Below are 25,954 nucleotides of genomic sequence, written 5' to 3'. Positions count from 1 at the left end.
ACGGTATGCAGCCTCGCTGTGACCCGGTGCGCCGCCCCGCCGATCGACGCGGCGAGTCCTCGGTGCCTCACGCCCCTGGCGGGCGTCAGCCCTCGTACTCCCGCAGCTTGCGGTACAGCGTCGCCCGGCCGATGCCCAGGGCGGCCGCCGCGCGGGACTTGTTGCCGCCGTGGCGGTGCAGGGTCTCGAGGATCGTGGCGCGCTCGGCGTGCTCCATCGGGCTGAGCGGACGGACGGCGGGCCCTTCGCGCACGGTGTCGGGCAGCTCGGCCCGGCGGATCGGTCCGGAGGCTCGGCGGTGTTCCGCCAACGCCTGCACGACATGGGCGAGTTCGGTGACGTTGCCGGGCCAAGGATGCTGTTCGAGCGCGCGCACGGCGTCCAGGGTCCAGGTGAGCGGAGGACTGCCCGGCGCGGGGCGTGGCGCCAGGGCCGTCAGCAACTCCTGGATGTCCTCGGCGCGTTCACGCAGCGGCGGCAGGGTGACCGAGCGGGCGGCCAGCTTGTCCAGGAGGCGCTGGAGGCATGGTCCGGGCGGGGTGCCGGGGGTGTGGGTGATCAGCAGCCGGGCGTCCGGGTGGGCGTCGAGCAGGGAGTTCAGCACGGCCACGGCAGGTTGGGTCAGCCGCTCCGCGTGCCGCAGCAGCAGCGGACCCCGCGCGGCCCACCTCACCAAGTCCCCTTCGAGCGAACCGACTTCGAGCGAACCGGCTTTGAGTGAACCGTCTCCGAGCGAGCCGGCTTCGAGCGAGCCGGCTTCGAGCGAGCCGGCTTCGGCCGCGTCGACGACCTTGACGGGCGACCGGCCCAGCAACTCCCGGGCCAGCGCGGTCTTGCCCGTGCCGCGCTCGCCGGTCAGCAGCATCGGCTCCGGCGAGCGGGCCAGATCGGCGGCGCGCTCGACGGCGTACCGCCAGGGAAGCGAGGAGCCGGCCAGGGCGGGGAGGGCGCGTGGCCGGGGCCGCGGTGCGGTCTCGGTCCGCGACTCCAGGACGGCCACGATCCCGAGGACCGCGCCGTCCTGCCGTACCACCTCGATCCGGGCCGTGCACCCGGCATCCTCGGGAAGAGTGGGGGCCGGCGGCGGGTCCGAGTGCCGTGCCGTCACCGCCGTGCGTTCGAGGGCCCGCAGCACCTCCTCGCTCGCCAGCCGTTCCGCTGCCGCGCTGAGCAGCCGGTTGCGGCCGTCCAGCGCGGCCACCGCACGGTCCTCACCGCGCGTGGCCCGCAAGTAGGCGTCGAGGAGCAGCTGTTCGGGGCGTCCCGCCCGGGCGAGCAGTTCGGCCTCCACCGCGGTGGCGGCGGCCTCGGCGAGAGCCGCCTGCGGATGCGGCGGGCGGCCGCCGCACAGCCGGCAGGCGACGGTGAGGGTGCCGAGCGCGTGGCCGCTCTTCGGGGCGAGCACCGGCACGCTGACCGCCGACACGTCCTGCCAGACGTCCAGGAAGTGCTCGGGTCCGTGCACCTCGGCCCGGCGCCGGTCGCGCAGCGCGAGTGCCGCGCTGTTGTGGCCGACCTCCTGCTCCGACAGACCTGGGCACGGGGGCAGCCCGGGAGCCACGCCGGACGTCCACAGGACCCGCAGCCGCGCGTCGGTCAGCAGGAGCACCGAGGGGCCGGGGCCCAGGGCGGGGGCGATCCGTTCGAGCACCGGCCGGGCGGCGCCGAGCAGGGGCGAGTCGGCGGGCCGGGGCGGGGCGGCGGCGGGTTCTCCCAAGTCGTGCGGCACACCGAAGAACCGCGCCCGGCGCCAGGCGGCGAGCACGTCCTCCGGTACCCACTCCGGCACCGGCCGCCCGGACAGGAAGCGTTCCCGCGCCACTCCCAGCGGCGGGAGGGCGTGGACTGCGGGCGACGGCTCAGTGGTGGTCACGAGGCAACCACCGTAGCGGGTGCAGTTGAACGCGCAACGACTGCCCCGCGCGAGCCCGCAACGACTGCCCCGCGCGAGCCCGCATCGACCGCCCCGCGCGAGCCCGCATCGACCGCCCCGCACGAGCCCGCATTGACCGCCCCGCGAGAACCCGTATCGACTGCCTCACACGAGAACCCGCATCGACCGCCCCGCACGAGACCCCCTAACGACCGCCCCGCACGACAGGGACCCGTCCACCGCGAGCCGGTGTATCGAATTGAGACACCCGCACTCCGCCCCGCCCCACCATGATCAAGACTGTCCGTCGTCCGTGAGCCCGCCTGGAGCGCCCCGTGTCCACCGTCGTCGAGACCGACGTCCTGATCGTCGGCAGCGGGCCGGCCGGTGCCTCGGCCGCGCTCGCCCTGAGCACCTACGGCGTCCCCAACATCGTCGTGACGCGCTACGCGAGCCTCGCCGACACCCCCCGCGCGCACATCACCAACCAGCGCACGATGGAGGTCCTGCGCGACCTCGGCGTCGAACAGGACGTCATCGCCCGGGCGACCCCGCAGCACCTGATGGGCAACACCACCTTCTGCACCAGCCTGGCCGGCGAGGAACTCGGCCGGGTGCGCTCCTGGGGCAACGACCCGCTGGTCCAGGCCGCCCACGAACTCGCCAGCCCCACCCGCATGTGCGACCTGCCCCAGCACCTCATGGAGCCGGTCCTCGTCGACGCGGCCGTGGCCCGCGGCACCAGCCTGCGCTTCGAGACCGAGTACCTCTCCCACACCCAGGACGCCGACGGTGTGACGGCCACGGTCCGGGACCGGCTGCGCGGCGACACGTACGAGATCCGTGCGAAGTACCTGATCGGCGCCGACGGCGGCCGCTCCAGAGTCGCCGAGGACGCCGGACTGCCGATGGGCGGCCAGATGGGGGTGGCCGGCAGCATCAACATCGTCTTCGAGGCCGACCTGACGAAGTACACCGCGCACCGGCCCGCCACCCTCTACTGGGTCCTCGCCCCGGGCGCCACCGTAGGCGGCATCGGCGCCGGCCTGGTGCGCTGTGTGCGGCCGTGGAACGAGTGGCTGATCGTGTGGGGCTACGACGTCACCGCGGGCGCCCCCGACCTGACCACGGAGTACGCCGAGTCCGTCGTACGGCAGCTGGTCGGCGACGACGAGATCCCGGTGACGATCAAGTCGTCCTCGGCGTGGACCGTCAACGAGATGTACGCCGAGCGCTACTCCAACGGCCGGGTCTTCTGCGCCGGAGACGCCACCCACCGGCATCCGCCGTCCAACGGACTGGGCTCCAACACCTCCATCCAGGACGCCTACAACCTCGCCTGGAAACTGAAGCTCGTCCTCGACGGCAGCGCCTCGCCGAAGCTCCTCGACACCTACACCGCCGAACGCGCCCCCGTCGGCAAGCAGGTCGTCACCCGCGCCAACCGGTCCATCGGCGAGACCGCCCCCATCTTCGAGGCGCTCGACGGGCTCTCCCCGCAGACCCCCGAGCAGCTGTGGGCCAACATCGCCGCCCGCAAGGAGGCCGGCGAGGCCGCCGAGAAGCAGCGGGCGAAGCTGCGCGAGGCCATCGCCTTCAAGGTGTACGAGTTCAACGCGCACGGCGTCGACCTCAACCAGCGCTACACCTCCGACGCGATCGTCCCCGACGGCACCCCGCCGGAGACGTTCCCGCGCGACCCCGAACTGCACCACCAGCCCACCTCCCGCCCGGGCGCCCGCATCCCGCACGCCTGGATCACCTCCGGGACCCGGACGCTGTCCACGCTCGACACGGTCGGCCAGGGCCGCTTCACCCTCCTCACCGGCATCGGCGGCGAGGGCTGGATCCGGGCCGCCGAGGCGCAGGACGTGGACATCGCCACCGTGGTCATCGGGCCGGGGCAGGAGTACGAGGACCCGTACGGCGACTGGGCGCGGCTCAGCGAGATCTCCGACGCCGGCGCCCTCCTCGTCCGGCCCGACGGCTTCGTGGCCTTCCGGCACGCGACCGCGGCGCCCGACGCCCGTGAAGTCCTCTCGGACGCGCTGCGCCGCATCCTCGGTCGCGCCCGATAACGCGCGACCATGGCAGGAGCGGAAAGCCGTCGAGCACGAGGAGCCGGGATGACCACCGACACGATCGGAAGCAGCGTCACCGAGGAGGCCGTCACCAGTCTCCGCGCGACCGCCGATCCACGCCTGCGCGAGCTGCTCACCGGCCTCATCCGTCATCTGCACGACTTCGCGCGCGAGACGCGGCTCACCCAGCAGGAGTGGGAGCAGGCGATCGCCTTCCTGACCGCGACCGGGCAGAAGTGCACCGACACCCGGCAGGAGTTCATCCTTCTCTCGGACGTGCTCGGCCTGTCCATGCTGGTCGAGACCCTCAACGGCGACCGGGTGCAGGGCGCCACCGAGTCCACCGTGCTCGGCCCCTTCCACATGACCGAGTCGCCCGTCCGCGCACTCGGCGACGACATCGACCTGGTCGGCGGCACCGAGCCCTGCGTGGTCAGCGGCCGGGTCCGCTCCGCCGACGGCACCCCGCTGCCGGGCGCCGTCCTCGACGTGTGGCAGGCCGACGAGCAGGGCTTCTACGACGTCCAACAGCCCGACGTCCAGCCGGCGGGCAACGGCCGCGGACTGTTCACCGCGGACGCCGAGGGCCGCTTCTGGTTCCGCACCTGTGTCCCGGCGCCGTACCCGATCCCGACCGACGGCCCGGTCGGCGACCTGCTCCGCGCGACCGGACGGCACCCCTATCGGCCCGCGCACATCCACTTCATCGTGGGCGCCGAGGGCCACACCCCCGTCACCACCCACATCTTCGTCGCGGGCAGCGACTACCTCGACTCCGACGCCGTCTTCGCCGTGAAGCGGAGCCTGGTGCAGGACTTTGCCGTCACCGACGACCCGTCCCTGGCCGCCGAGTTCGGCGTGCCGAACCCCTTCCGGCACGCCCGCTTCGACCTCGTGCTGGAGCCGAACGCATGACGTTCACCGGCGACTTCACCTACGAGAGCCGTCCGGGCCGGGTCGTCTTCCGGCCCGGCGCCGCCGTGAGCGCCACCCCCGCCGAGGCCGAACACCTGGGTCTGCGACGGCTGTTGGTGGTGTGCGGCAGGCGGGGCGAGGCCGTCGCGCGGGCGGTCGCGGACGCGCTCGGCGACTCCTGCGCGGGCCTGCACGCCGAGGCCCGGATGCATGTTCCCCTCGAGGACGCCGACCGGGCCGTGGCGGCGGCGCGCACGGCCGGGGCCGACGGGGTCGTCGCGGTCGGCGGCGGCTCCTCCATCGGCCTCGGCAAGGCGATCGCGCTGCGCACCGGACTGCCGCTGATCGCCGTCCCGTCGACCTACTCGGGCTCCGAGATGACCCCCGTCTGGGGCCTGACCGAGGCCGGCGTCAAGCGCACGGGGCGGGACCCGAAGGTCCAGCCCCGCAGTGTCGTCTACGACCCCGAACTCACCGTCTCCCTGCCGGTGCCCCTGACCGTCACCAGCGGGGTCAACGCCCTCGCGCACGCGGTCGAAGCCCTCTACGCCCCGGACACCTCCCCGCTCATCGCACTGATGGCCGAGGAGGGCGTGCGGGCCATCACCGAGGCGCTCCCCGCGCTCGCCGCACGGCCCGACGACCTGGACGCGCGCGGACGTGCGCTGTACGGGGCGTGGCTGTGCGGGGCCTGCCTCGGGTCCACCACGATGGGCCTGCACCACAAGCTCTGCCATGTCCTCGGCGGCACCTTCGGGCTGCCGCACGCCGAGACCCACACCGTCGTCCTGCCGCACGCGCTCGCCTACAACACGCCCGCCGTTCCCGGCGCGTCGGCCGCGCTGAGCAGGGCACTCGATGCCGAGAACCCGTCACAAGCCCTGTGGGACCTGGCCGGACGCCTCGGCGCTCCGCGCTCCCTCGCCGAACTCGGCCTCAAGGAGACCGACGTGGCCGAGGCGGCCCGACAGGTGGCGGGACAGCCGTACGCCAATCCGCGTCCCGTGACGACGGAGGGTGTGCGGGCGGTGCTCCAGGCGGCCTTCGAGGGCCGCCGACCGTGAGCCCCGCGGCAGAACAGCACGTCCCCTAGGAAAGGTGAACATCATGGCCCTCGCACTCCTCAGGCGCAGGCGGTCCAAGGCTGCCCTTGCCGAGGCGGCGGGCCTCTCCGTCCCCCTCCCGGAAGGCGCGGGCGCCGTGGCACGTGAGATCGTCGACCCGATGGGCTCGCCCATGTCGGGCGCCGACGTCACCGTCACCGCCCTGGACACGCACCGGGTCGCGGCGCGCGGAATGTCGGACCCCTACGGCTACTTCGTCGCCGTGCTCCCGCCCGGCCGCTACAGCCTGATGGCTGCGGCCGAGGGCCTCCAGCCGCACCGCGAGACCGTCGAGGTCGGGCCCACCGGGGCCGGGCCCGCCGAGCGGGTCTGGCTCCAGCCCGCCCAGGCTCTCCAACTGCCCACCCCCGGCGTGTGGTTGTTCGATCCGCCGCACACCGCGATCCGCTTCATCGCCAAGCACGTGGGCATGGCCCATGTGCACGGCCGCTTCGAGCGCTTCGACGGCGGCATCCAGATCGCGCAGGACATGTCGCAGTCCCGGGTCCAGGTCCGGATCGACGCCTCCAGCATCACCACCGGCAACACCACCCGCGACAACCACCTGCGCTCCGGGGACTTCCTCGACGTCGAGCGCTTCCCGCACATCGACTTCGTCAGCACCCGCTTCGTCTACCGCGGCGGCAGCAAGTGGACCCTCCAGGGCAGCCTGACCATGCACGGCGTGAGCCGCTCGGTCGCCCTGGACACCACGTATCTGGGCACGGTCAACGGCGGCTACGGCGAGGAACTGCGCTGCGCGGCCCTCGCGACGGCGGAACTGCACCGCGAGGACTACACCCTCAACTGGCGTTCCATGCTGGCCCGGGGCATCGCGGTCGTGGGCCCCACGGTCCAACTGGAACTGGACGTCCAGGCCATGTACCGCACCCACGACACGCCCACCCCGCCGGAGTAGGCGCGCACGGGCGGCAGGGCGGTGTCAGACCCGGTCGGTACCGTCGGCGCATGAGAGCAGACGGAACATTCAGCGTGAAAGCGTTCGTGCCGACCGAACTGAAGCCCGAGCCGCCCGTGACCACCGGGCTCCCGGTCGGTGTCGGGACGATGGAGAAGCACTTCCGGGGCGAAGTCGCCGGCCGCTCGGCGACCTTGTTCACCGCCGCGTACGACCAGGAGTCCGGCGTGGGCACCTATGTGGCAATGGAGTCCTTCGAGGGCTCCCTGCACGACCGGTCCGGTACCTTCAACTTCGTGCACTCCGCGACCACTTCCGGCAGCGACCGCAGCGCGGAGTTCTTCCACGTCGTCCCCGGCAGCGGCACCGGTGGGCTGGCGGGCATCTCCGGCACCGGCGGCCTCGCGGTCGACGCGGACGGTACGCACCGCGTCTGGTTCGACTACGAGGTGGACGCCGCCGACGCCGGCGTCTGACAACTTCACGGAAAGCTCACAGACACCAACTGAAACTTTATGTTTCAAGCGTTACGCTCACCGTCATCCGAGTGCACGGGGGGAAGCGGACTCGTCCGTCATGGCACTCCCTCCCCCCACGGTTTCAGGAGACTCGGCGTGAGTGACGGCGATGTAGTGGTGATCGGCGGCGGATATGCGGGCGTCCGCCTGGCCAAGAGACTGGACCATACGGCCCGGGTCACGCTGGTGGACCGCAAGGACGTGTTCTTCCACCGCATCTCGTCCCTGCGCGCCGGGGTGCGCAGCGAGTGGACGGTGACCCCCTTCATCCCGTACGACCGTCTGCTGCGCCACGGCCGGGTCGTCCTCGGCAAGGCGGTCGCCATCGACACCGCCGAGCGGCGGGTGCTGCTGGCCGACGGGACGCGGCTGCCGTACGACGTGGTCGTGATCGCGACCGGCGCCGACTACCCGGCGCCGGCCCGGTTCGGCGGGAGCACCACCGAGGAGGCGGTGAAGACCTTCAACGAGCACCAGCAGAAGATCGCCTGCGCCGAGCACGTCCTCGTGGTCGGTGGCGGGCCCTCCGGCGTCGAACTCAGCGCGGAGATCCGGCTGGCCCGGCCCCAGGCCCGGGTCACGCTCGCGCACTCCGGTCCCGCGCTGCTCGACGCCACGGGCAGCGAGCGGGCCGGACGCCGGGCGCGCGCCTGGCTGGAGGCCCACGACGTGGAGATCCGGCTGAACTCCTTCATGTCCCCCGGCAACGACTTCGGCACCTACCGCGACGCCCACGGCGAACTCATCGCCGCCGACCTGTCCTTCTGGGCCACCGGCACCACCCCCAACACGCTCTGGCTGCGCCTCGCCGGCCACGGCGACTGGCTGAACCACTCCGGCCACGTGAAGGTCGACCGTGCGCTGCGGGCCGAGGGGCACCAGGACGTCTTCGCGGTCGGCGACGTCAACGACGCCAGCGAGCTGAAGATCACCCCGGCCGCGCTCGCGCAGGCGGACCTCGCCGCCTGGAACATCCGCGCCCACCTGAACAGTTCGGGCCGGCACCGCAGGGAGCCGCGCTTCTACCGCCCCGTCCACCGCACCCCGCTGATCGTCCCCTTCGGCCCGGCGGACGGCGTCACGATGCTCCCGGTACCCGGCGGCGAGACCGCGGTCCTGGGCGGCCGCACGACGACGCTGGCCAAGGCGAAGACGCTGATGACGCCGTACATGCGGCGGCAACTCGGCTACACGGCAGCGTGATCGCGCCGCGGGGGTGTGGCCGACCCTGGTCCCGGTCGGCCACGCCTCACGCGTGCAGGACGTGCTGGGACGGGGTCACCAGTCCCGATTCGTAGGCGAAGACGACCGCCTGGACCCGGCCGCGGGCGCCGATCTTGGTGAGGATGTTGCTGACATGGGACTTCACCGTGGTCGGCGCGATGGAGAGCCGGTCGGCGATCTCGGAGTTGGAGTCGCCGGAGGCGACCGCGGCGAGTACGTCGCGCTCGCGGCCGGTGAGGCTGCCCAGCCGATTGCCGGAGGCCGGTCCGCCCACGGTCCGCTGGTTGCGGACGGCGTCGATGAGCGCGCGGGTCAGCCCGGGGGAGACGACGACGTCACCCGCGGCCACCACCCGCACGGCCGCGACGAGTTCCTCGGCGGTGGCCCCTTCGGGCAGGTGCCCCGCGGCCCCGGCGCGCAGGGCGGCGTAGGGCGAGGTGTCGTCGTCCGCGGTGAGCAGCAGGACGTGGGAGACGGGGCCGTCCGGGGCGTGGGCGATACGGCGGACCGTCTCGGCGGTGTCCGGGTCGGTGCTCCGGCAGTCCAGCAGGACCACGTCCGGTCGGAGCCGGGCGCTGAGGCGGACCGTCTCGGGTCCGGGTGCCGCCTCGCCGACCACGGTTAGATCGGGCTGCGACTCCAGGAGCATACGAAGGCCGACACGCTGAAGTGCCTGGCCGGTGGCGATGAGGACGCTGGTCATGGCGTGCGTGCTCCATCCTCGCCCAGCGGGCAATCGTGCTAAACGAAACCGTTTCGTTTCCGTGGGATCAGCGTAACTCCGGAGCTATCGAAACGGGCGCGTATCGATTGTGGGTTGGCTCACATCCTGTTCCGGTTTGGGCGGGCGATGACCACACGAGCCGCTCAACGCCGTGCGATAGGTTCCCCGCCATGGCTGAACTCGGAACCGTCGCCTGGCCACCCGCCCCGATCCGGACCCGACGGCTCGTGCTCCGCGCCTCCGAGGCCCGGGACCGAGCGGCGTTCATCGACCTGTTCGCCTCACCGGAGGTGCACGCCCATCTCGGCGGCCCACGACCCCGTGACGAACTCGAACGCCAGGTCCCCGAGGTGCCCGGGCGGCGGCCCGGCCTCTTCGTGATCGAGCTCGACGGCACCATGATCGGCATCGTCGAGCTCAACCGACGGGACGCGGAGCACCGGAGCCAGGTCCGTCCCAGCGCCGGGGAGGCCGAACTCGGCTATCTGCTGCTGCCCGCGGCGTGGGGACACGGATACGCGACCGAGGCCTGCGCTGCGGCGCTCGACTGGTTCGCCGGCGAGCAGCCCGGCGCACCCGTGGTGCTCTCCACCTCCACCGCCAACGAGCCCTCCCTGAGCCTCGCCCGGAAACTGGGCTTCACCGAGGTCGGCCGCTTCGAGGAGTGGGGCGCCGAACACTGGGACGGGGTCTGGGTACCTGTCACGAGGACCGCCTGACCTCGTCGCGAGGTGCGTGACCCGGCAGGGTTCTCGTGACGACCCAGTGGTGCCTGCCGATCCGCCGGGTGCGCCCGAAGCCCTGCGCCTCGAACATCGCCACGGTCCCGTTGTGCAGGAACGAGGAGGACACCGCGCGGTCCCCGGCGTCCTCGGGGTAGCTCTCCACCGTGCCGCCGCCCAGCCGCGCGATCTCCCGCAGGGCGCCCGCGAGTGCGGCCGCCGCCACGCCCTTGCGCCGGCAGCTCTTGTCCACGAAGAAGCAGGTGACACGCCAGTCGGGCGGAGTATCCAGGCCCTGCTCGTAGACCCGCCGGTGCTTGATCCGGGGCAGTTCACCGGTCGGCCCGAACTGGCACCAGCCCACGCACACCGAGCCGTCGTACACGAGTGCCGCGTGCGCCCGGCCCTCCCGGACCCGCTGTTCCTTCTCCGCGCGGTTCTGCTCCGGGGACTTGTGGCGGCCCACTCCCTCGGCGTGGAAGGCCATGCACCAGCAGCCGCCCCACACGCCGTTGTGCCGCTCGACCAGCGACACGAAGTCGGGCCAGGTCGTCTCGTCCAGAGGTCTCACGCGGTAGGCGTCCTTCGGCACGCGACCAGGCTGCCATACGAGACCGCCAACCAGGCCCTAGACCAGACTCTGGGTGCCGAGGACCGAGATCAGGCGCAGCTTCTCGGCGTCCTCGGTGCCGGGCTCCGCCGAGTAGACGAGGATGTGGAGATCGCCCTCGTCGACCCGGAGCAGGTCGCAGTCGAGGGTGAGGGTGCCGACCTGCGGGTGCTCGATCGTCTTGCGTGAGGCCGTGAGCCGACCCACCACCCCCGCGTCCCACAGGTCGGCGAACCGCTCGCTCCGGCTCCTCAACTCGCGTACCAGGAGCGGGATGTGACGATCCGCCGGATAGCGGGCCGCGGTCGCCCGCAACTCGGCGACCATGCCCGTCTCGAAGGCCGCCCACTCCTCGGGGGTGTGCCGCACCCGGCTCGGCATCCGGGTGAAGTTCCGCCAGACACCGTTGCGTTCGAGGCCGCGCAGGACGGACGGATCGCCCAGCAGCGCCGCGTACATCGGGTTGGTCACGAGCAGCGTCATCGCCGCGTCGGAGACCGCGACGGGGGTGTCCACCAGCCGGTCCAGCAGGCGCTGGACACTGGGCGTGATGAAGGCCGGCACGACATCGGGGCCCGGTGGCACCTGGCCCGCGAGCCCGAACAGGTACGTCCGTTCGTCCCCCGACAGCCGCAGCGCGCGGGCCAGAGCCTCGACCACCTGCACCGACGGATTGACCGCACGGCCCTGTTCGAGTCGGGTCACGTAGTCGACCGAGATGCCCGCCAGCAGGGCCAGTTCCTCGCGGCGCAGTCCGGCCGCGCGCCGGTGCCCACCCGAGGGCAGCCCGGCCGCGTCCGGGGCGACCCGGTCACGCCAGCGCCGCAGTGCCTGTCCCAGTTCCGTCGCCGCCATGCCCCTCAGTGAACACCGTCGGCCGCCGATGTGCCTGGTACCGCCAGTCCCAGGAAGAAGGGTCTTCTGGCTGCCCCCGGGACGGCGCGGGACGGTGGGTGCCATGACGACAACACTCATCACCGGAGCCAACAAGGGCCTCGGCTTCGAGACCGCCCGCCGGCTCGTCGCCGCAGGCCACACCGTCTACGTCGGGGCCCGTGACGCCGAGCGCGGCCGGCGCGCAGCCGAAGAGCTCGGAGCCCGCTTCGTCCTGCTCGACGTCACCGACGACGCGTCGGTGGAGGCGGCCGCCAAGACGGTCGAGGCCGACGGGGGCCTCGACGTCCTGATCAACAACGCCGGCATCGAGACCCGTACCGACGACAACAGCGTGCCGGTCGCCGAGACCGTCACCGCGGACCACATGCGCACCACCTTCGAGACCAACGTCTTCGGTGTGGTGCGCGTCCTGCACGCCTTCCTGCCGCTGCTCCGGCGCTCGGCCGCGCCCGTCGTGGTCAACGTCAGCAGCGGACTGGCCTCGCTGACCCACCTCTCCGACCCGGAGCACCCCGCGCACTTCTATCCGGGCATCGCCTACCCGACCTCCAAGACCGCGCTCAACATGCTCACCGTGCAGTACGCGAAGGCGTTCCCGGACCTGCGGATCAACTCCGTGGAGCCCGGCTTCACCCGGACCGACCTGAACGGCAACACGGGTACGCAGACCGTTGCGGAGGGCGCCGAGATCATCGTACGGATGGCGCAGGCCGGACCGGACGGCCCGACCGGGGGCTACTTCGACATCGACGGCCCGCTGCCGTGGTGACGCACGGCTGAACCGGGCGAGCATCCGCGGGTCCCGGTGCCGCACGGTTGAACCGGGCGAGCCCCCGCGGGTCCCGGTGCCGCCTGCCCCCGGTGCGGCCCGGGACCGGCGGGCTCGTCAGTTCCGGCGGTCCGGCGTGCAGAGCACCAGTACCGCGCGGGCGACGAGTTCGCCGGCCCCGCCGAGCTCCTGGCGATAGCGGTCCGTGATCTCCCGCACGGTCTCGGTGAACCCGGGGTCCGCCGCGCGGGCCCGGGCCGGAGCGGGCAGCTCCTGCGCCATCTCACGGCGACGCGCGAGCAGCGCGATTATCTCCTCGTCGAGACGCTCTATCCGGGTGGGCGACACGTCGTTCCCGGGGGCGGTGGCCTGGTTCGTCGGCACGCTGAAACTCCGTTCCTCTGCGCGAGATGCACGAAACGCGGCGCGTTCCTTCACGGCTGATCCCTGAAGACCCTGCCCGTGGCGGTCGGCGGGAATGCGTCCCGGTACTAGGAGTCGAAGCCGACGCCCACGATCAGGCGGGTACGCCGAGGGTCTCGACCGCCTTGACGAGAGGGGCGAGTTCGGGATTGCGGGCGGCGTCGTCGAGCGCCTCGCGCAGGGCCGCCTCGTTGGTCGGGCGGGCCGCCTCCAGCAGGGTGCGGCCGGCGTCGGTGACGTCGGTGTAGATGCCACGCCGGTCGGTGGGGCACAGATAGCGGGTCAGCAGCCCGCGGTCCTCGAGGCGGGTGACCAGCCGGGTCGTGGCGCTCTGGCTGAGGACGACCGCGTCGGCGACCTGCTTCATCTGGAGATGGCCGCCCTCCCCGTCGTGCTGCCGGCTCAGCACGTCCAGCAGGGAGTACTCCCGCACGCTCAGCTCGTGCCCGGCCTGGAGGGCACGCTCGATGTGGGCCTCGATCCTGCCGTGCAGGAGGGAGAGCGCACACCAGCCCTGGGCGAGCGCGGTGAGTGCCGGGTCAGTCGCGGTCATGGCGCTGGGCCTCCGTCCCGAAGTGGTGGGATCCAGAATATGTCATCGGTGAAATAGTCGGCGTGGGCCTGTTGTACGTGTACGCAAGCTTCGGCAGGTCGCGACCGCCGTGCGCCGCCTGATACACCCGTGCCATGACAGCCGACGCATCCGCTTCCTTCGTCAGCGGCCAGACGGCCCTCGTGGTGCCCGTGCCGGAGGCCGAGCCCGCGGTACGGGTCTGGCGCGACCGCTTCGATCCGGCGGCCCGGGCCGGTGTCCCGGCACATGTCACCGTGCTCTTCCCGTTCCTGCCCGAGCCACTGGTCGATGCCGGCACCCGCGCCGCCCTCGACGAGATCTTCGGCAGCCATCCCTCCTTCGACGTGCGGTTCGAGGACTGCGGCCGCTTTCCCGGACTGCTCTACCTCGCCCCCGCCCCCGACGCGCCGTTCCGCCGGCTCACGGAGGCGGTCGTCGCACGCTGGCCGGAGGCCCCGCCGTACGGCGGGAAGTACGAGCCGCACCCGCATCTGACGGTCGCCCAGTCCCACGACGACACCCTCCTGGACGAGGCCGAGGCCGACATCCGCACCGGCCTCCCCTTCTCGGCCCGCGTGTCGAAGGTCGACCTCGTCGCCTACACGGGCACCGACTGGCAGCACCGGACGTCGTTCGCGCTGAGGTAGCCGACCGCACCCGCAGTGCCCGGAAACCCGGTGGCCCGGCCGCTTCTCCCACCGGTACCGTCCAGGCTCCCGACCCGGCCGCACCGGCGGCCGGTCCCTGCGGAGAGCGAACCCATGACCGGCCGGCCACCGACGACGACCCTCTGGCGCCCCACCGGCCCGGTGGAACTGGACCTGGTGCGCAAACTCGACTGGCGCGCCTGGCCGCCCAGACTCCCCGAGCAGCCGATCTTCTACCCGGTCCTCGACGAGGACTACGCGATCAGGATCGCCCGGGACTGGAACGTCAAGCACGACGGCGCCGGATTCGTCACCCGCTTCGAGGTCGACTCCGATTTCGTGAGCCGATATCCCGTCCAGCAGGCAGGCGGCCGTACGATCCTCGAACTGTGGGTCCCCGCCGAGGAGTTGGACGAGTTCAACGCGCACATCGTCGGGACGATCGAGGTCGTGCACGAGTTCCGCTGAGCGCGGCGGGGCGGTTCCCTCACGACCGGGTCAAGTGCCGCATCGTGAGCGCCAGTTGCAGCCGCAGCCGACCCTGGGGGGTGCGCAGCGGCCAGCCCAGCAGATGTTCCGCGTGGGACAAGCGGTCCTGGAGCGTGGAGTGGTGGACGTTGATCTCGGCGGCGGCCGCGCGCAGGCTCGCCGTCGAGACCACCGCGTCCAGGGTGGCCAGCAGCCAGGGCGTGCTCGCCCCCGCCGCCTCCAGGGCCCGGACATCGGGCGGCGCCTCCGCACCCGGTGCCACGAGGTCGGCCAGCAGCGCCACACCGCCCAGTTCGTCGGCGTGCACGACCCTCGGCCCCGGGTCCTGGGCGGTGCCCTCCGCGGTGAACCGCAGCGCGGTACGGGCCTGCGCCCAGGAACTAGGCAGGTCGAGCACGGGCACCTCGGGGCCCACTCCGACCCGTCCGGTGCCGGTACGGCCGGTGAGCGTCTCGGCGTCGACCCGTCCGGTCATGACGAGGGGCCGCCCGTCGAGCGGCGCCAGCGCACGCGCCGTTCCCCCGGGATCCAGCCCGAGCCCTCGTGCCGCGTGCACCCGCGCCGCCTCCGGGGCCCCGGAGTCCAGCACGGTCTCGACCAACGCGGGGTCGTCCACGGGCGCCCGTCCGCGGGTACGGTCCAGCACGAGCCGTACGGCCCCCGCGGCCCGCTCCAGGATCACCGCGTCCACGACACTGGGCGCCGCCTCGGCCCGCTCCAGCCACAGCGCGGCGGCCCCGCCTGGTACGAGCGCGGCGGAGGGCCAGCCGGGATCCGGCGGGGCTCCGGAGTCCCGGCGCGTCCCGTCGGCCTCGACCCGCACCCGCACCCGGCGTTCCGCGTCGACCAGCCTCGCGGGCACCCCGGCCAGCACGGCGGCGCCCCGTACCAGGGCCTCCAGCCCTGCTCGGGACTCGGACAGCCGATCGAAGTAGGCGATGACCCGCACGGCGGCACCGGCGTCCGGATCCAGCGCGGTCAGGCGCCCGGCCAGCTCTTTCATACGGCTATGGTGCGCCATCGGCGCGGCGAAGTGCCCAGGGCGGCCGCGGGGAACTGTACGGCCTCGGCGCCGCGAAGTGTTCTGAGAGGGCGGCGGGAACGACACTGCTTGGCGCGGCGAAGTGCCGTGAGCGTTCGCGGGGAACCGTACGGCCATGGCGCCGCGAAGTGCCGAGAGGGAGGCGGGAACGACACTGCTCGGCGTCGCGAAGTGCCGTGAGCGTTCGCGGAGAACTGCACGGCGTCGGCGTCGCGAAGTGCCCTGAGCGGTCGCGGGGAAGGACGCTGCTCGGCGACACGAAGCGCCCTGAGAAGGCGCGGAGAACCGCACCGCCGGGTCGCGGCGGAGCCGGGGTCGCTTCGTGCGGGGAATGGGGTGGCACGCCCCGGCGCTGCCGCGACCGCTCGACGCGCCACCCCGCAGCACCCCTCCCACACCCTCAGTTGCCCAGCAGCCTGCGCAACCACGTCACCTGAGCCGCGCGTGCGGTCTGTGACAGCGCCGCCTGCGGAGCGAAGCCGTCGAAGCCGTGGAACCCGCCGGGCCACACGTGCAGTTCGGCCGCCCCGCCCGCCTGCCAGATCCGGGACGCGTACGCGACGACCTCGTCGCGGAACGTCTCCGCGGAGCCCACGTCGAGGAAGGCCGGCGGCAGCCCCGAGAGGTCCTCCGCCCTGGCCGCCGCCGCGTACGCCGGTACGTCCGGTCCGCCCCGCCGCTCGCCCAGCAACGCCGTCCACCCGGTCTCGTTCGCCGTGCGGTCCCACACCCCCAGGCCCGCCATCTGGTACGTGGACGGGCTGTCGTTGCGGTCGTCCAGCATCGGGCACATCAGCAGCTGACCGATCGGCCGGGGCCCCTTCCGGTCCCGGGTGAGCAGGGCCAGCGACGCCGAGAGACCGCCACCCGCGCTCGCTCCCGCGATGACGATCCGCTCGGCGTCGCCGCCGATCTCCCCGGCGTGCTCGGCGGTCCACACGAGCCCGGCGTACACGTCCTCGATCGGCGCCGGATACGGATGCTCGGGCGCCAGCCGGTACTCCACCGACACCACCACCGCGTCCAGTTCCCGCGCCCAGGCCAGCGGACCGTCGACGCCGAGCCGGTTGTTGCCGAGGACCATGCCGCCGCCGTGGACGTGGTAGATCACCGGCCGTCCGGTACCACCGGGCTCCGGGGTGACCGGCCGGGCGATGAGCAGCGAGATCTCCGGCGCACCCGCCGGCCCGGGCACCGACCGGTCCTCCACCTTGAAGAACCCGTCCAGCGTCAGGTCCAGCTCGGCCAGCATCTGGATGGCCGGTCCCTGGCGTACGGCGTCGATCTCGTCCAGGGTGAGGCCGGGCGAGATCACGTCCTTGATCAGTTCCAGGGCGGCACCGAGTTCGGGGTCGAACGGGGGCGGCACATGCGTCATGGCTTCTCCTCACGCGGGGCGCGGCGGCTCGTGGCGCCATGATCGGCCCGTCGGCGCCGGTCCGGGGCGCCGCCGTACGGCGGAACCTGCCCGCCGTACGGCGGGTGACAACGGCGAGAACCGCTCCGCTCACGCCTGACCTGCGAGTCTTTTCCCTCGCGTGACCCGTTGTTCACCTTCCGCAGGTGGATGGGATGCGCGGAGGTGGCCAGGCTGTCGATGCCCCCACGCACCTGGAGAACCAGTGAACGTCTCTCTCACCGTCTGGCTGCTGACCGTGGTCGCCCTGTGCGTCCTGGTCGGAGCGGACTTCTTCATCGGCCGCAAGCCGCACGACGTCTCGGTGAAGGAGGCCGGCGTCTGGACCGTCGTCTGGGTCGTGCTGGCCTGTCTCTTCGGGCTCGGACTGCTCCTGTTCGGCGGTGCGAGGCCCACGGGTGAGTTCTTCGCCGGGTACATCACCGAGAAGTCCCTGAGCGTGGACAACCTCTTCGTGTTCGTCCTGATCATGGGGAAGTTCGCGGTGCCCTCGCAGTACCAGCAGCGGGTGCTGATGGTCGGTGTGATCATGGCGCTCGTGCTGCGCGCCGGGTTCATCGCGGCCGGCGCGGCGATCATCTCCACGTTCTCCTGGGTGTTCTACCTCTTCGGCGCCTTCCTGATCTGGACCGCCTGGAAGCTCGTGCAGGACGCCCGCAAGGGTGGGCACGAGGAGGAGTACGAGGAGAACAAGCTGCTGAAGACGGTGGAGCGGCGCTTCGGCGTGGCCGACCGTTACCACGGCACCAAGCTGTGGGTCGAGGAGAACGGCAGGCGGGTCATGACGCCGATGCTGGTCGTGATGCTCGCCATCGGCTCCACCGACGTGCTGTTCGCCCTGGACTCCATCCCCGCGATCTACGGCCTGACCCAGGACCCGTACATCGTCTTCACCGCCAACGCCTTCGCCCTGATGGGTCTGCGCCAGCTGTACTTCCTCATCGGCGGCCTGCTGAAGAAGCTGGTCCACCTCAGCTACGGCCTCTCGATCATCCTCGGATTCATCGGCGTCAAGCTGGTGCTGCACGCCCTGCACGAGTCCGGGGTCCACGTCCCCGAGATCAGCATCCCCTTCTCCCTCGGCTTCATCGTCCTCGTCCTCACGGTCACCACCCTGACGAGCCTGCGGGCGGCGAAGCGGCAGGAGGGGGTGGAGGCGGAGCGGGCGGTGTGACGGGGAGCGGCGCGGGTGTCTGAGGGCCCGCGTCGGTGTCCAGGCGGCTTCGCCGCCGACTGACCGCCGGGCGGCTGTAGCGCGCCGGACGGAAGACGGCGGGCACGGCCGGTCGGCGTCCCCGGCGCCCTGCGCGTCCGCGCCCGCGAGGACCTCGTCGGGTCTGCGGAGGCGCCCGGAGCCCGCCGCCCGTCGGGCATCGACCTGTGCAGATGGCCGGCGGCTCCCACTCATCGTGCATCCGCCCCATGGGCCGTCGCCCGCCGGCCTCGTCGGCGTCTCCCACGGAAGCCGCCACCCGCTACGGCAGGACGGTTGGCAGGCGGCCGTGGCGGCCTCAGCCGCCCTCACCCGTTATGCCCGAGGCCCCGCCTCCACCGAAGGTTGGAGACGCGTACCCCCCGCACCTCCCTCCCCCCTTGACTTGGAGCGCGCTCCAAGTCGTAGCGTCGCCGTCGTCGGCCAAGTCCCGTGAGCGGAGACGTCATGCGTGTGGGTGTGCACATCAACCGGTTCGACCATCCCGCGGGTGGCCCCGCTCTCGGTGCCGAGCTCGCCGCCGCGGGCCGGGCGGCCGAGGCGGCCGGGGTGAGCTGGCTGTCGGTGATGGACCACTACTTCCAGATGGAGTTCAACGGCGGTGCCGAGGACCCCATGCTGGAGGCCTACACGACCCTCGGCTTCCTCGCGGCCCACACCGAGACGGTCCGACTCGGCGCACTGGTCACCGGAGTGACGTACCGTCACCCCGGCCTGCTCGCCAAGATCGCGACCACGCTCGACGTGCTCTCCGGCGGACGCGCCACCCTCGGCATCGGTGCCGCGTGGTACGACCGTGAGCACGAGGGCCTGGGCGTACCGTTCCCGCCCGTCGCCGAGCGTTTCGAGCGACTGGAGGAGACCCTGCGGATCTGCCTCCAGATGTGGGACCCGGCGACGAACGGTCCCTTCGAGGGCACCTACTACCGGCTCGCCGAGACGCTGTGCGTACCGGCTCCGGTCAGCAGCCCGCATCCCGAGATCATGATCGGCGGCAGCGGAGAGAAGAAGACACTGCGGCTCGTCGCCCGCCATGGCGACGCCTGCAACCTCTTCACCACCTCGCCCGAGGAGGTCGCCCACAAGCTCGACGTGCTGCGCGGCCACTGCGACACCGAGGGACGCGACTACGACGAGATCCGCAAGACCGTCCTCTACGCGGGCGAGTCCGCCTCCGAGGGCGACCTCGACACCTTCACCCGGGACATCGCCCGCTACACCAAGCTCGGCATCGACACGGTCATCCTCGGCCCGCGACTGGGCGCCCCGGCCCAGTGGATCGAACAGTTCGCGGCACCCGCCGTGCAGCGCCTGTCGGAACTGGACTAACCGGCCCCGGCGACGGCGGGGCGACTGCGCGAGACGATCCGCGTGCCCCCGCCGTCAGCCACGCGGACCTGCAACGACCCGCAGGCGCACCGAGTCCACACCGTGCGGCCGTCGCCCGTGCCGTGCCGGGACACCACCTGGAAGGGCTCGGCGTCGTCCGGCCAGGCGCAGTGCGGGCAGACGGCGCGGGTGGGGCTGGTCATATCGACTCCTTCGCATCCACTGACTGGGTACGGCCGTCGCGACACAGCCAGCATGCGATGGGGTCTTCGTTCACGTCCACGTTGACTTCCTGGACTTGACCTTGAAGTGTGGGCTTCATGATTGACCTGCGCCGACTCCACGTCCTGAGGGCGGTCGCCCACTACGGCACGGTCACCGCTGCGGCCCGGGCCCTGCACTTCACCCCGTCCGCGGCCTCCCAGCAGATCCGCCAGCTCGCCCGCGACCTGGGCGTGGACCTCCTCGAACCCCAGGGCCGCGGGATCCGTCTCACCCCGGCCGCCGAGAGCCTGCTCGCGCACGCCGACGCGATCCAGGCCCGCTGGGAACAGGCCGAACTGGAGCTGCGCGCCGACCAGGACGAGCCCGCGGGACCATTGCGGGTGGGCGGACTGGCCGGTGCCGTCTCGGCGCTGCTCGCTCCGATGGCGGTCCGGCTGCGCGAGCGGCACAGCCGACTTACCGTCAGCATCCAGGAGTTGGGCCTGCCCGAGAGCTTCGACCTGCTCTTCGAGGGGGCGATCGACGTGGCGGTGGTGGAGGCGACCCCGCACAATCCGCCCCTGAGCGACGCGCGATACGACCAACGGCCCCTGCTGGACGACCCGTTCGACCTGGTCGTCCCCGCGGACCATCCCCTGGCCCGGCGTGACCGGGTGGATCTCGCGGACGCGGCCCACGAGGACTGGATCGCCCCCGTGGTGGACAGCGCCTGCCGCACCCACGTCATGTCGGCCTGCGGCGCGGCCGGCTTCACCCCGAGCGTGGTCCACCAGGCCGTGGAGTGGAACGTCACCGCCCACCTGGTCGCCCACCGCCTGGGCGTGGCATTGATCCCCCGCCTGGCCCACCTGACCCCCGATCTGCCGATCACGAGGATCCGCTGTGTGGGCAACCCGCACCGGAAGATTCTGACCTGCACTCGCACCGGAGCCCACGAACGCCCGGCGGTCGCAGCGGCGCTCAGGGAACTGAGAGATCTGGCTCCGGCAACGGTGACGTGACGCGCCCCGAAGGGGCGCGGGGAACTGCGCGACAAGCCCCCACCGGCCGGCAGCCACAACACGGCAAGGGGCCGGAGTACAAGAACTCCGGCCCCTTGCGGGGTACCGCTCACGCACCGCAGGTTCAGGCCGCGGCCGCCTCGTTCGTGTTGCTGTGCAGCTGCGCCACGACCTCGGCCAGCTGTGCGGCGACCTCCGCGTCGTCCGCGGGGTGCGTCTCGGCGAACCGGACCACGGAACCCGGGATGGACAGCTTGACGTCCTCGAGCACCTTGCCGCCGGCGATGCCCACGGCCTTGCGGGTCTCGTCCTGCGCCCACACGCCGCCGAACTGGCCGAACGCGGTGCCGACCACGGCGACCGGCTTGCCGCCGAAGGCGCCGGCGCCGTACGGACGCGACAGCCAGTCGATGGCGTTCTTCAGGACGGCCGGGATGGTGCCGTTGTACTCGGGGGAGAAGAACAGGAACGCGTCGGAGGCCTGCGCGGCCTCGCGCAGCTTGGCGGCGGCCGCCGGGACGCTGCCCTCGACGTCGATGTCCTCGTTGTAGAAGGGGATCTCGGCCAGGCCCTCGTAGAGCACGATCTCCGCGCCCTCGGGAGCGTGCTTGACGGCCGCCTCGGCGAGCTGGCGGTTGTGCGAGCCGGCGCGAAGGGATCCGACGAGCGCCAGGATGCGAACAGACATGCGTTACTCCAAGGGTGCTGAAACACTGCCGTAATGTTCCGGACCGGGGTCCGTTTAATGTCTAGCATCCCAAACGGACCGGGGTCCAGTTTTCTTCCCGATGCTTTACGCTGGCTTCATGTCCGAGACCCTGCCCCCGTTGCCGACGCCCCAGGAGCCCTCCGACAAGCCCCGTCTCCTGGAGGTCGGATTCGCCCCCGACGAGCCGTGCCTGCGTGCCGACGCGGCCCGCAACAGGGCTCGGCTGCTGGAGGCCGCGACCCGGCTGATCGCGGAGCACGGGGTGGCGGGAGTCACCATGGAGGCGGTGGCCACGGCCGCCGGAGTCGGCAAGGGCACGGTCTTCCGCCGCTTCGGCGACCGCACCGGGCTGCTCCTGGCGCTCCTCGACCACTCCGCTCACCGGTTGCAGTCCGACTTCCTCGCCGGCCCGCCCCCGCTGGGCCCCGGAGCCCCGCCGGTGGACCGGCTGCGGGCGCTCGGCGTGGCCGTGCTGTACCGCTACGCCGAACAGCTGGACCTGCTGCTGGCCGCGCAGTCGGAGCCGACCCGCCGCCACTCCCACCCGGCGGCCCGCGCCCTGCACATGCACACCGCCATGCTGCTGCGGCAGATACTCCCGGACGCCGACTGCGAGCTGCTGGCCCAGACGCTGGTGGGGTATCTCGACCCGGCCCTCGTCCACCACCTCACCCGGCAGTGCGACATGCCGCTGGAGCGCCTGGAAGCCGGCTGGAACGACCTCGTGACGCGCGTGACCGGCGCCGATCCGCAGCGCTGAGCGGGACCCCGGTAACAGCGGCAACCCCACATGTGGGCGCCGTCACAGCTTCTGCAAAGATGACGATCGTCATGGTGCAGATACAGAACACGTCCGCGTCCGCATTACCGCGTTCCGTGCCCACGAGTGCCGATGTGGCCCGCCTGGCCGGCGTCTCGCGCGCGACCGTCTCCTACGTCCTCAACAACACCAGCGCTGTCCGGATCAGCGAACCCACCCGCCGCCGGGTCCACGCCGCCGCGAAGGAACTCGGGTACGTCCCGCACGCGGCCGCCCGCAGCCTGCGCGCCGGCCACAGCCGGATGGTCCTCATGCCGGCCCCGTCCATCCCGGTCGGCCCCCTCTACAGCCAGTTCATCAGCGAACTCCAGTGGGCCCTCGGCCGCCTCGACTACACCGTCGTCCAGTACGGCAGCGTCGGCCTCCAGGGGGAGGAGGCGGCCCGCGCCTGGGCCGAGCTGCGCCCGGTCGCCGTCCTGGTGCCCGGCACCGGACTCGGCCCGCAGGGTGTCGCCCTGCTCCGCCGCTCGGGCGCCCGAGCCGTGGTCACCCTCGCTCCCGAGGCCGTCGAGGGCGCCCACGCCCTGCTCATGGACCACGAGCGGGTCGGCCGGTGCGCAGCCGACCACCTGTACGCGCGCGGCCGGCGCCGCATCGGCGTGGTGGTGCCCGAGGAGGCCGGCCTGGAGGCCTTCTCCCTGCCCCGCCTGGCGGGTGTGCGCCGGGCCCTGCTCGGCACGGACGCCACGCTCACCGAGCTGTCCCTGGCCTTCGAGGAGCAGTCCGCGATCAGGCTCGCCGCCCGCTGGCGGGAGCTCGGACTCGACTCCGTGTTCGCATACAACGACGAATACGCGATGCTGTTGATGCGGGCCCTTCAGGACGAGGGGCTGCGCATCCCGGAGGACACGGCGGTGATCGGCGCCGACGACCTGCTCCTCGGCCGGCTGCTGCGCCCCCGGCTCAGCACCGTCCACATCGAGCTGCCGTCCGGCCGTGACCTGGCCGAACTGGTCGACCGCGCGGTGCGCGAACCGGGCGCCGCGACCGAGACGCACACGGTGCTGGGTGCCACGGTGGTGCACCGCGACTCCAGCTGACGGACGCAGGGAGGCCTGCCATGCGCACCACGGTCGGGATCGTCGGCGGCGGCCCCGCCGGACTGCTCCTCGCGCGCATGCTGCACCGCGCCGGCGTCGACTGCGTGGTCCTGGAGAGCCGGACGCGGGAGTACGTCGAGCACCGCCAGCGGGCCGGGATGCTGGAACAGGGCACCGTCGACGCCCTGCGCGCCTGCGGGGCCGCCGACCGTCTGGAGGCGCAGGGCCTGGTCCACCGGGGCATCGAGCTGCGGTTCGCGGGGGAGCGGCACCGCATCGACTTCCCCGCGCTCACCGGCGGCCGTACGGTCACCATCTACGCCCAGACCGAGATCGTGAAGGACCTCGTCGGACTCCAACTGGCCGAAGGGCCACCGCTGTTGTTCGAGGCGGAGGCCCTCGCGGTCGAGAAGCCGGACAGCGACGCCCCCGTGGTGCGGTTCCGGCACGAGGGCCGGGAACAGACGCTGGCCTGCGACTGGGTCGCCGGCTGCGACGGCTTCCACGGCGTCTCCCGCAGGGCCTTCCCGGCGGCGACGAGCCGGACGTACGCACGCGACTACCCGTACTCCTGGCTCGGGATCCTCGCCGATGTCCCGCCCTCCTGCGAGGAGTTGATCTACGCCCGCGGCGAGCGCGGCTTCGCCCTGCACAGCATGCGCTCCCCGTCCGTCTCCCGCCTCTACCTCCAGGTCCCCAACGGCACGGACGCCGCCGACTGGTCCGACGAGCGCATCTGGGACGAGCTCGCCGCCCGCTTCGCGATCGACGCCGACTGGACCCTCGCCAGGGGTCCGATCACCGCCAAGTCGGTCACCCCGATGCGCAGTCACGTCCACGAACCCATGCGTCACGGCCGCCTGCTGCTGGCCGGGGACGCCGCGCACATCGTGCCGCCGACCGGGGCCAAGGGGCTCAACCTCGCCGTGTCGGACGTGTCCGTCCTCGCCCGGGCCCTCACCGAGGTGCACCGCACCGGATCCACGCAACTGATCGACAGATATTCGGAGTTGTGTCTTTCTCGTGTGTGGCAGGCCACGCGCTTCTCCTACGACATGACTAGGATGTTGCACGCTCAACCAAACGGGGATGCGTTCGAGAGCCGGATGCAGCTCGCACGGCTGCGCCGCATCACCGCATCCCGCCATGCGGCCGCCGAACTGGCCGCGAACTACACGGGACCACCCCTTGCCGTGTGAGTCCCGCAGGTGATCGAACGGAGAGCCGTCATGTCGTTGCTCGACCCCAAGAGCTGGCAGTCCCACCCACTTTCGGGACCTGAGTACGCGGTCACCGAGCCCGCCACCGGCGACACCCTCGCCGCCGTCACCCTCGCCACCGGCGAGGACGTGGAGCGCTCCGCCGAGGCCGCCCGCGCGGCCCAGGCCGAATGGGCGCGGCTCCCGCACTTCGTCCGGGCCGGGGTACTGCGCAAGGCCGGTGACCTGTTCGCCGCACACGCCGAGGAACTGCGCGGATGGCTCGTCCGCGAGTCCGGGTCGATACCCGGCAAGGCCGACTTCGAGCTGCACGTGGCCGCCCAGGAGTGCTACGAGGCCGCCGCCCTCGCCTCCCGCCCCGCGGGCCAGGTCCTGCCCAGCGAGGCGCCGCGGCTGTCGTACACCCGCCGGGTCCCGGTCGGCGTCGTCGGCGTGATCTCGCCCTTCAACGCCCCGCTGATCCTGTCGATCCGCTCCGTCGCCCCCGCGCTCGCCCTGGGCAACGCGGTGATCCTCAAGCCCGACCCGCGCACCGCGGTCTGCGGCGGCCTCTCGCTCGCCGCCGTCTTCGCGAAGGCCGGGCTGCCCGAGGGCCTCTTCCACGTCCTGCCCGGCGGTCCGGACGTCGGCCAGGCCCTGGTCGCCGACCCGCGCGTCCCCGTCATCTCCTTCACCGGGTCCACCGCCGCCGGCCGTGCGGTGGGCGAGGCGGCGGGCCGCCACCTCAAGCGCGCCCACCTGGAACTCGGCGGCAACTCCGCCCTGATCGTCCTGGAGGACGCCGACATCGAGGCCGTCATCTCCACGGCCGCCTGGGGGTCCTTCTTCCACCAGGGCCAGATCTGCATGACGACGGGCCGCCACCTCGTGCACGAGTCGCTGTACGCGGAGTACGTCGAGCGGCTGGCCGCCAAGGCCGACTCGCTCGCCGTCGGCGACCCGAACCGGGAGCAGGTCCACCTCGGCCCGATCATCGACGACAACCAGCTCGCCAAGGTGCGCGGCCTGGTCGACGCCAGCACCGCCCAGGGCGCCAAGCTGGCCGCGGGCGGCACCCACGAGAAGCTCTTCTACCGGCCGACGGTCCTCGCGGGCATCGACGACAGCACCCCCGCCTACGCGGAGGAGGTCTTCGGGCCCGTCGCGCCCGTACGGTCCTTCGCCACCGTCGACGAGGCGGCCGCGCTGGCCGCCGCGGGGCCCTACGGCCTCTCGCTGGGCATCGTCACCAGGGACGCGGCCCGCGGTCTCGACCTGGCGGAGCGCATCCCGACCGGCATCGTGCACATCAACGACCAGACCGTGAACGACGAGGCCGTCGCGCCCTTCGGCGGCATCGCCGCGTCCGGCACCGGCGCCCGGTTCGGCGGCGAGGCCAACGTGGAGGCCTTCACCGACGTGCGGTGGACGACGGTACGCGCGGACGTGGCGACGTACCCCTTCTGATCAG

At 72.2% G+C, this 25,954-nt stretch carries 27 protein-coding genes; 17 read left to right on the top strand and 10 right to left on the bottom strand.

Annotated elements, in window-relative coordinates; translation table 11 throughout:
• Window positions 1-85 precede the first annotated feature (85 nt).
• The gene (locus AQJ54_RS22765) at window positions 86-1,873 is read right to left on the bottom strand and encodes a sigma-54-dependent Fis family transcriptional regulator (RefSeq protein WP_062240341.1); all 1,788 of its coding nucleotides are present in this window, start codon (window positions 1,871-1,873) and stop codon (window positions 86-88) included.
• 335 nt (window positions 1,874-2,208) lie between these two features.
• Here AQJ54_RS22765 and AQJ54_RS22760 point away from each other — a divergent pair, with 335 nt between their 5' ends.
• From AQJ54_RS22760 to AQJ54_RS22735, 6 genes are all read left to right on the top strand, one after another.
• The gene (locus AQJ54_RS22760) at window positions 2,209-3,951 is read left to right on the top strand and encodes an FAD-dependent oxidoreductase (RefSeq protein WP_062240337.1); all 1,743 of its coding nucleotides are present in this window, start codon (window positions 2,209-2,211) and stop codon (window positions 3,949-3,951) included.
• Window positions 3,952-3,999: 48 nt separating this feature from the next.
• Window positions 4,000-4,869, top strand: a complete 870-nt coding sequence (locus AQJ54_RS22755; protein WP_062240334.1) for an intradiol ring-cleavage dioxygenase — start codon at window positions 4,000-4,002, stop codon at window positions 4,867-4,869.
• On the top strand, window positions 4,866-5,933 hold the full coding sequence (locus AQJ54_RS22750) for a maleylacetate reductase (protein WP_062240331.1): 1,068 nt from the start codon (window positions 4,866-4,868) through the stop codon (window positions 5,931-5,933). The genes AQJ54_RS22755 and AQJ54_RS22750 overlap by 4 nt, the downstream gene beginning before the upstream one ends.
• 43 nt (window positions 5,934-5,976) lie before the next feature.
• Complete coding sequence (locus tag AQJ54_RS22745; protein ID WP_062029800.1) at window positions 5,977-6,891, top strand: YceI family protein; 915 nt, start codon at window positions 5,977-5,979, stop codon at window positions 6,889-6,891.
• Between the two features lie 50 nt (window positions 6,892-6,941).
• Window positions 6,942-7,367 (top strand): DUF3224 domain-containing protein, encoded by a 426-nt coding sequence (locus AQJ54_RS22740; protein ID WP_062240328.1) that lies wholly within the window; start codon window positions 6,942-6,944, stop codon window positions 7,365-7,367.
• A 138-nt stretch (window positions 7,368-7,505) separates the two neighbouring features.
• On the top strand, window positions 7,506-8,612 hold the full coding sequence (locus AQJ54_RS22735; protein ID WP_062240326.1) for an NAD(P)/FAD-dependent oxidoreductase: 1,107 nt from the start codon (window positions 7,506-7,508) through the stop codon (window positions 8,610-8,612).
• A gap of 46 nt (window positions 8,613-8,658) precedes the next feature.
• Here the strand turns inward: AQJ54_RS22735 and AQJ54_RS22730 are convergent, their stop codons facing one another.
• The gene (locus tag AQJ54_RS22730; protein ID WP_062240322.1) at window positions 8,659-9,336 is read right to left on the bottom strand and encodes a LuxR C-terminal-related transcriptional regulator; all 678 of its coding nucleotides are present in this window, start codon (window positions 9,334-9,336) and stop codon (window positions 8,659-8,661) included.
• Between the two features lie 191 nt (window positions 9,337-9,527).
• On the opposite strand from AQJ54_RS22730, the gene AQJ54_RS22725 reads away from it, so the two are divergent.
• Window positions 9,528-10,076, top strand: coding sequence for a GNAT family N-acetyltransferase (locus AQJ54_RS22725; RefSeq protein WP_062240319.1), 549 nt, complete (start codon window positions 9,528-9,530; stop codon window positions 10,074-10,076).
• On the opposite strand, the gene AQJ54_RS22720 is transcribed toward AQJ54_RS22725, so the two are convergent.
• A complete protein-coding gene (locus AQJ54_RS22720) occupies window positions 10,060-10,650 on the bottom strand; it encodes a GNAT family N-acetyltransferase (RefSeq protein WP_248845409.1) in 591 nt (196 codons plus the stop codon). The genes AQJ54_RS22725 and AQJ54_RS22720 overlap by 17 nt on opposite strands.
• A 57-nt stretch (window positions 10,651-10,707) precedes the next feature.
• On the bottom strand, window positions 10,708-11,544 hold the full coding sequence (locus tag AQJ54_RS22715) for a helix-turn-helix transcriptional regulator (protein WP_062240311.1): 837 nt from the start codon (window positions 11,542-11,544) through the stop codon (window positions 10,708-10,710).
• A gap of 103 nt (window positions 11,545-11,647) precedes the next feature.
• Between AQJ54_RS22715 and AQJ54_RS22710 the strand changes: the two genes are divergently transcribed.
• On the top strand, window positions 11,648-12,355 hold the full coding sequence (locus AQJ54_RS22710; RefSeq protein ID WP_062240308.1) for an SDR family oxidoreductase: 708 nt from the start codon (window positions 11,648-11,650) through the stop codon (window positions 12,353-12,355).
• 117 nt (window positions 12,356-12,472) lie between these two features.
• On the opposite strand, the gene AQJ54_RS22705 is transcribed toward AQJ54_RS22710, so the two are convergent.
• Together AQJ54_RS22705 and AQJ54_RS22700 are read right to left on the bottom strand one after the other, a co-directional pair.
• The gene (locus AQJ54_RS22705; RefSeq protein WP_062240305.1) at window positions 12,473-12,739 is read right to left on the bottom strand and encodes a chorismate mutase family protein; all 267 of its coding nucleotides are present in this window, start codon (window positions 12,737-12,739) and stop codon (window positions 12,473-12,475) included.
• Between the two features lie 133 nt (window positions 12,740-12,872).
• Window positions 12,873-13,331: a MarR family winged helix-turn-helix transcriptional regulator gene (locus tag AQJ54_RS22700; protein WP_062020621.1), complete on the bottom strand. Its 459-nt coding sequence runs from the start codon at window positions 13,329-13,331 to the stop codon at window positions 12,873-12,875.
• 134 nt (window positions 13,332-13,465) lie between these two features.
• Between AQJ54_RS22700 and AQJ54_RS22695 the strand changes: the two genes are divergently transcribed.
• Window positions 13,466-13,999, top strand: coding sequence for a 2'-5' RNA ligase family protein (locus AQJ54_RS22695; RefSeq protein WP_062240302.1), 534 nt, complete (start codon window positions 13,466-13,468; stop codon window positions 13,997-13,999).
• Between the two features lie 114 nt (window positions 14,000-14,113).
• Window positions 14,114-14,467 carry a hypothetical protein gene (locus tag AQJ54_RS22690; protein WP_062240300.1) on the top strand — a complete coding sequence of 118 codons (354 nt, stop codon included), beginning with the start codon at window positions 14,114-14,116 and terminating at the stop codon, window positions 14,465-14,467.
• A 19-nt stretch (window positions 14,468-14,486) separates the two neighbouring features.
• Here the strand turns inward: AQJ54_RS22690 and AQJ54_RS22685 are convergent, their stop codons facing one another.
• Both AQJ54_RS22685 and AQJ54_RS22680 read right to left on the bottom strand, forming a co-directional pair.
• Window positions 14,487-15,491, bottom strand: a complete 1,005-nt coding sequence (locus AQJ54_RS22685; protein ID WP_062240298.1) for a helix-turn-helix domain-containing protein — start codon at window positions 15,489-15,491, stop codon at window positions 14,487-14,489.
• A 439-nt stretch (window positions 15,492-15,930) separates the two neighbouring features.
• On the bottom strand, window positions 15,931-16,908 hold the full coding sequence (locus AQJ54_RS22680) for an alpha/beta hydrolase (RefSeq protein WP_062240295.1): 978 nt from the start codon (window positions 16,906-16,908) through the stop codon (window positions 15,931-15,933).
• 244 nt (window positions 16,909-17,152) lie between these two features.
• On the opposite strand from AQJ54_RS22680, the gene AQJ54_RS22675 reads away from it, so the two are divergent.
• Together AQJ54_RS22675 and AQJ54_RS22670 are read left to right on the top strand one after the other, a co-directional pair.
• A complete protein-coding gene (locus AQJ54_RS22675; RefSeq protein ID WP_062020611.1) occupies window positions 17,153-18,121 on the top strand; it encodes a TerC family protein in 969 nt (322 codons plus the stop codon).
• A 486-nt stretch (window positions 18,122-18,607) separates the two neighbouring features.
• Entirely contained in the window at window positions 18,608-19,489 is an 882-nt protein-coding gene (locus AQJ54_RS22670) for an LLM class F420-dependent oxidoreductase (RefSeq protein WP_062240292.1), read from the top strand.
• On the opposite strand, the gene AQJ54_RS22665 is transcribed toward AQJ54_RS22670, so the two are convergent.
• The gene (locus tag AQJ54_RS22665) at window positions 19,486-19,692 is read right to left on the bottom strand and encodes a hypothetical protein (RefSeq protein WP_062020607.1); all 207 of its coding nucleotides are present in this window, start codon (window positions 19,690-19,692) and stop codon (window positions 19,486-19,488) included. The two genes, AQJ54_RS22670 and AQJ54_RS22665, sit on opposite strands and share 4 nt — an antisense overlap.
• A 117-nt stretch (window positions 19,693-19,809) precedes the next feature.
• Between AQJ54_RS22665 and AQJ54_RS22660 the strand changes: the two genes are divergently transcribed.
• Window positions 19,810-20,715, top strand: coding sequence for a LysR family transcriptional regulator (locus AQJ54_RS22660; RefSeq protein WP_062240528.1), 906 nt, complete (start codon window positions 19,810-19,812; stop codon window positions 20,713-20,715).
• A 124-nt stretch (window positions 20,716-20,839) separates the two neighbouring features.
• Here AQJ54_RS22660 and AQJ54_RS22655 read toward each other — a convergent pair whose 3' ends face one another.
• On the bottom strand, window positions 20,840-21,403 hold the full coding sequence (locus AQJ54_RS22655; RefSeq protein WP_062020605.1) for an NAD(P)H-dependent oxidoreductase: 564 nt from the start codon (window positions 21,401-21,403) through the stop codon (window positions 20,840-20,842).
• A gap of 100 nt (window positions 21,404-21,503) precedes the next feature.
• Here AQJ54_RS22655 and AQJ54_RS22650 point away from each other — a divergent pair, with 100 nt between their 5' ends.
• From AQJ54_RS22650 to AQJ54_RS22635, 4 genes are all read left to right on the top strand, one after another.
• The gene (locus tag AQJ54_RS22650) at window positions 21,504-22,184 is read left to right on the top strand and encodes a TetR/AcrR family transcriptional regulator (RefSeq protein ID WP_207917320.1); all 681 of its coding nucleotides are present in this window, start codon (window positions 21,504-21,506) and stop codon (window positions 22,182-22,184) included.
• Between the two features lie 71 nt (window positions 22,185-22,255).
• Window positions 22,256-23,284 carry a LacI family DNA-binding transcriptional regulator gene (locus AQJ54_RS22645; protein WP_079069986.1) on the top strand — a complete coding sequence of 343 codons (1,029 nt, stop codon included), beginning with the start codon at window positions 22,256-22,258 and terminating at the stop codon, window positions 23,282-23,284.
• 20 nt (window positions 23,285-23,304) lie between these two features.
• The gene (locus AQJ54_RS22640) at window positions 23,305-24,483 is read left to right on the top strand and encodes a 4-hydroxybenzoate 3-monooxygenase (RefSeq protein ID WP_062240285.1); all 1,179 of its coding nucleotides are present in this window, start codon (window positions 23,305-23,307) and stop codon (window positions 24,481-24,483) included.
• 30 nt (window positions 24,484-24,513) lie between these two features.
• A complete protein-coding gene (locus AQJ54_RS22635; RefSeq protein WP_062240282.1) occupies window positions 24,514-25,950 on the top strand; it encodes an aldehyde dehydrogenase family protein in 1,437 nt (478 codons plus the stop codon).
• Window positions 25,951-25,954 lie beyond the last annotated feature (4 nt).

The sequence above is a fragment of the Streptomyces griseorubiginosus genome, from assembly GCF_001514195.1.
Classification (GTDB): Bacteria; Actinomycetota; Actinomycetes; order Streptomycetales; family Streptomycetaceae; genus Streptomyces; species Streptomyces griseorubiginosus.
Note: the sequence above shows the minus strand (reverse complement) of the source record. Positions and strands in the feature narration are given on the sequence as shown.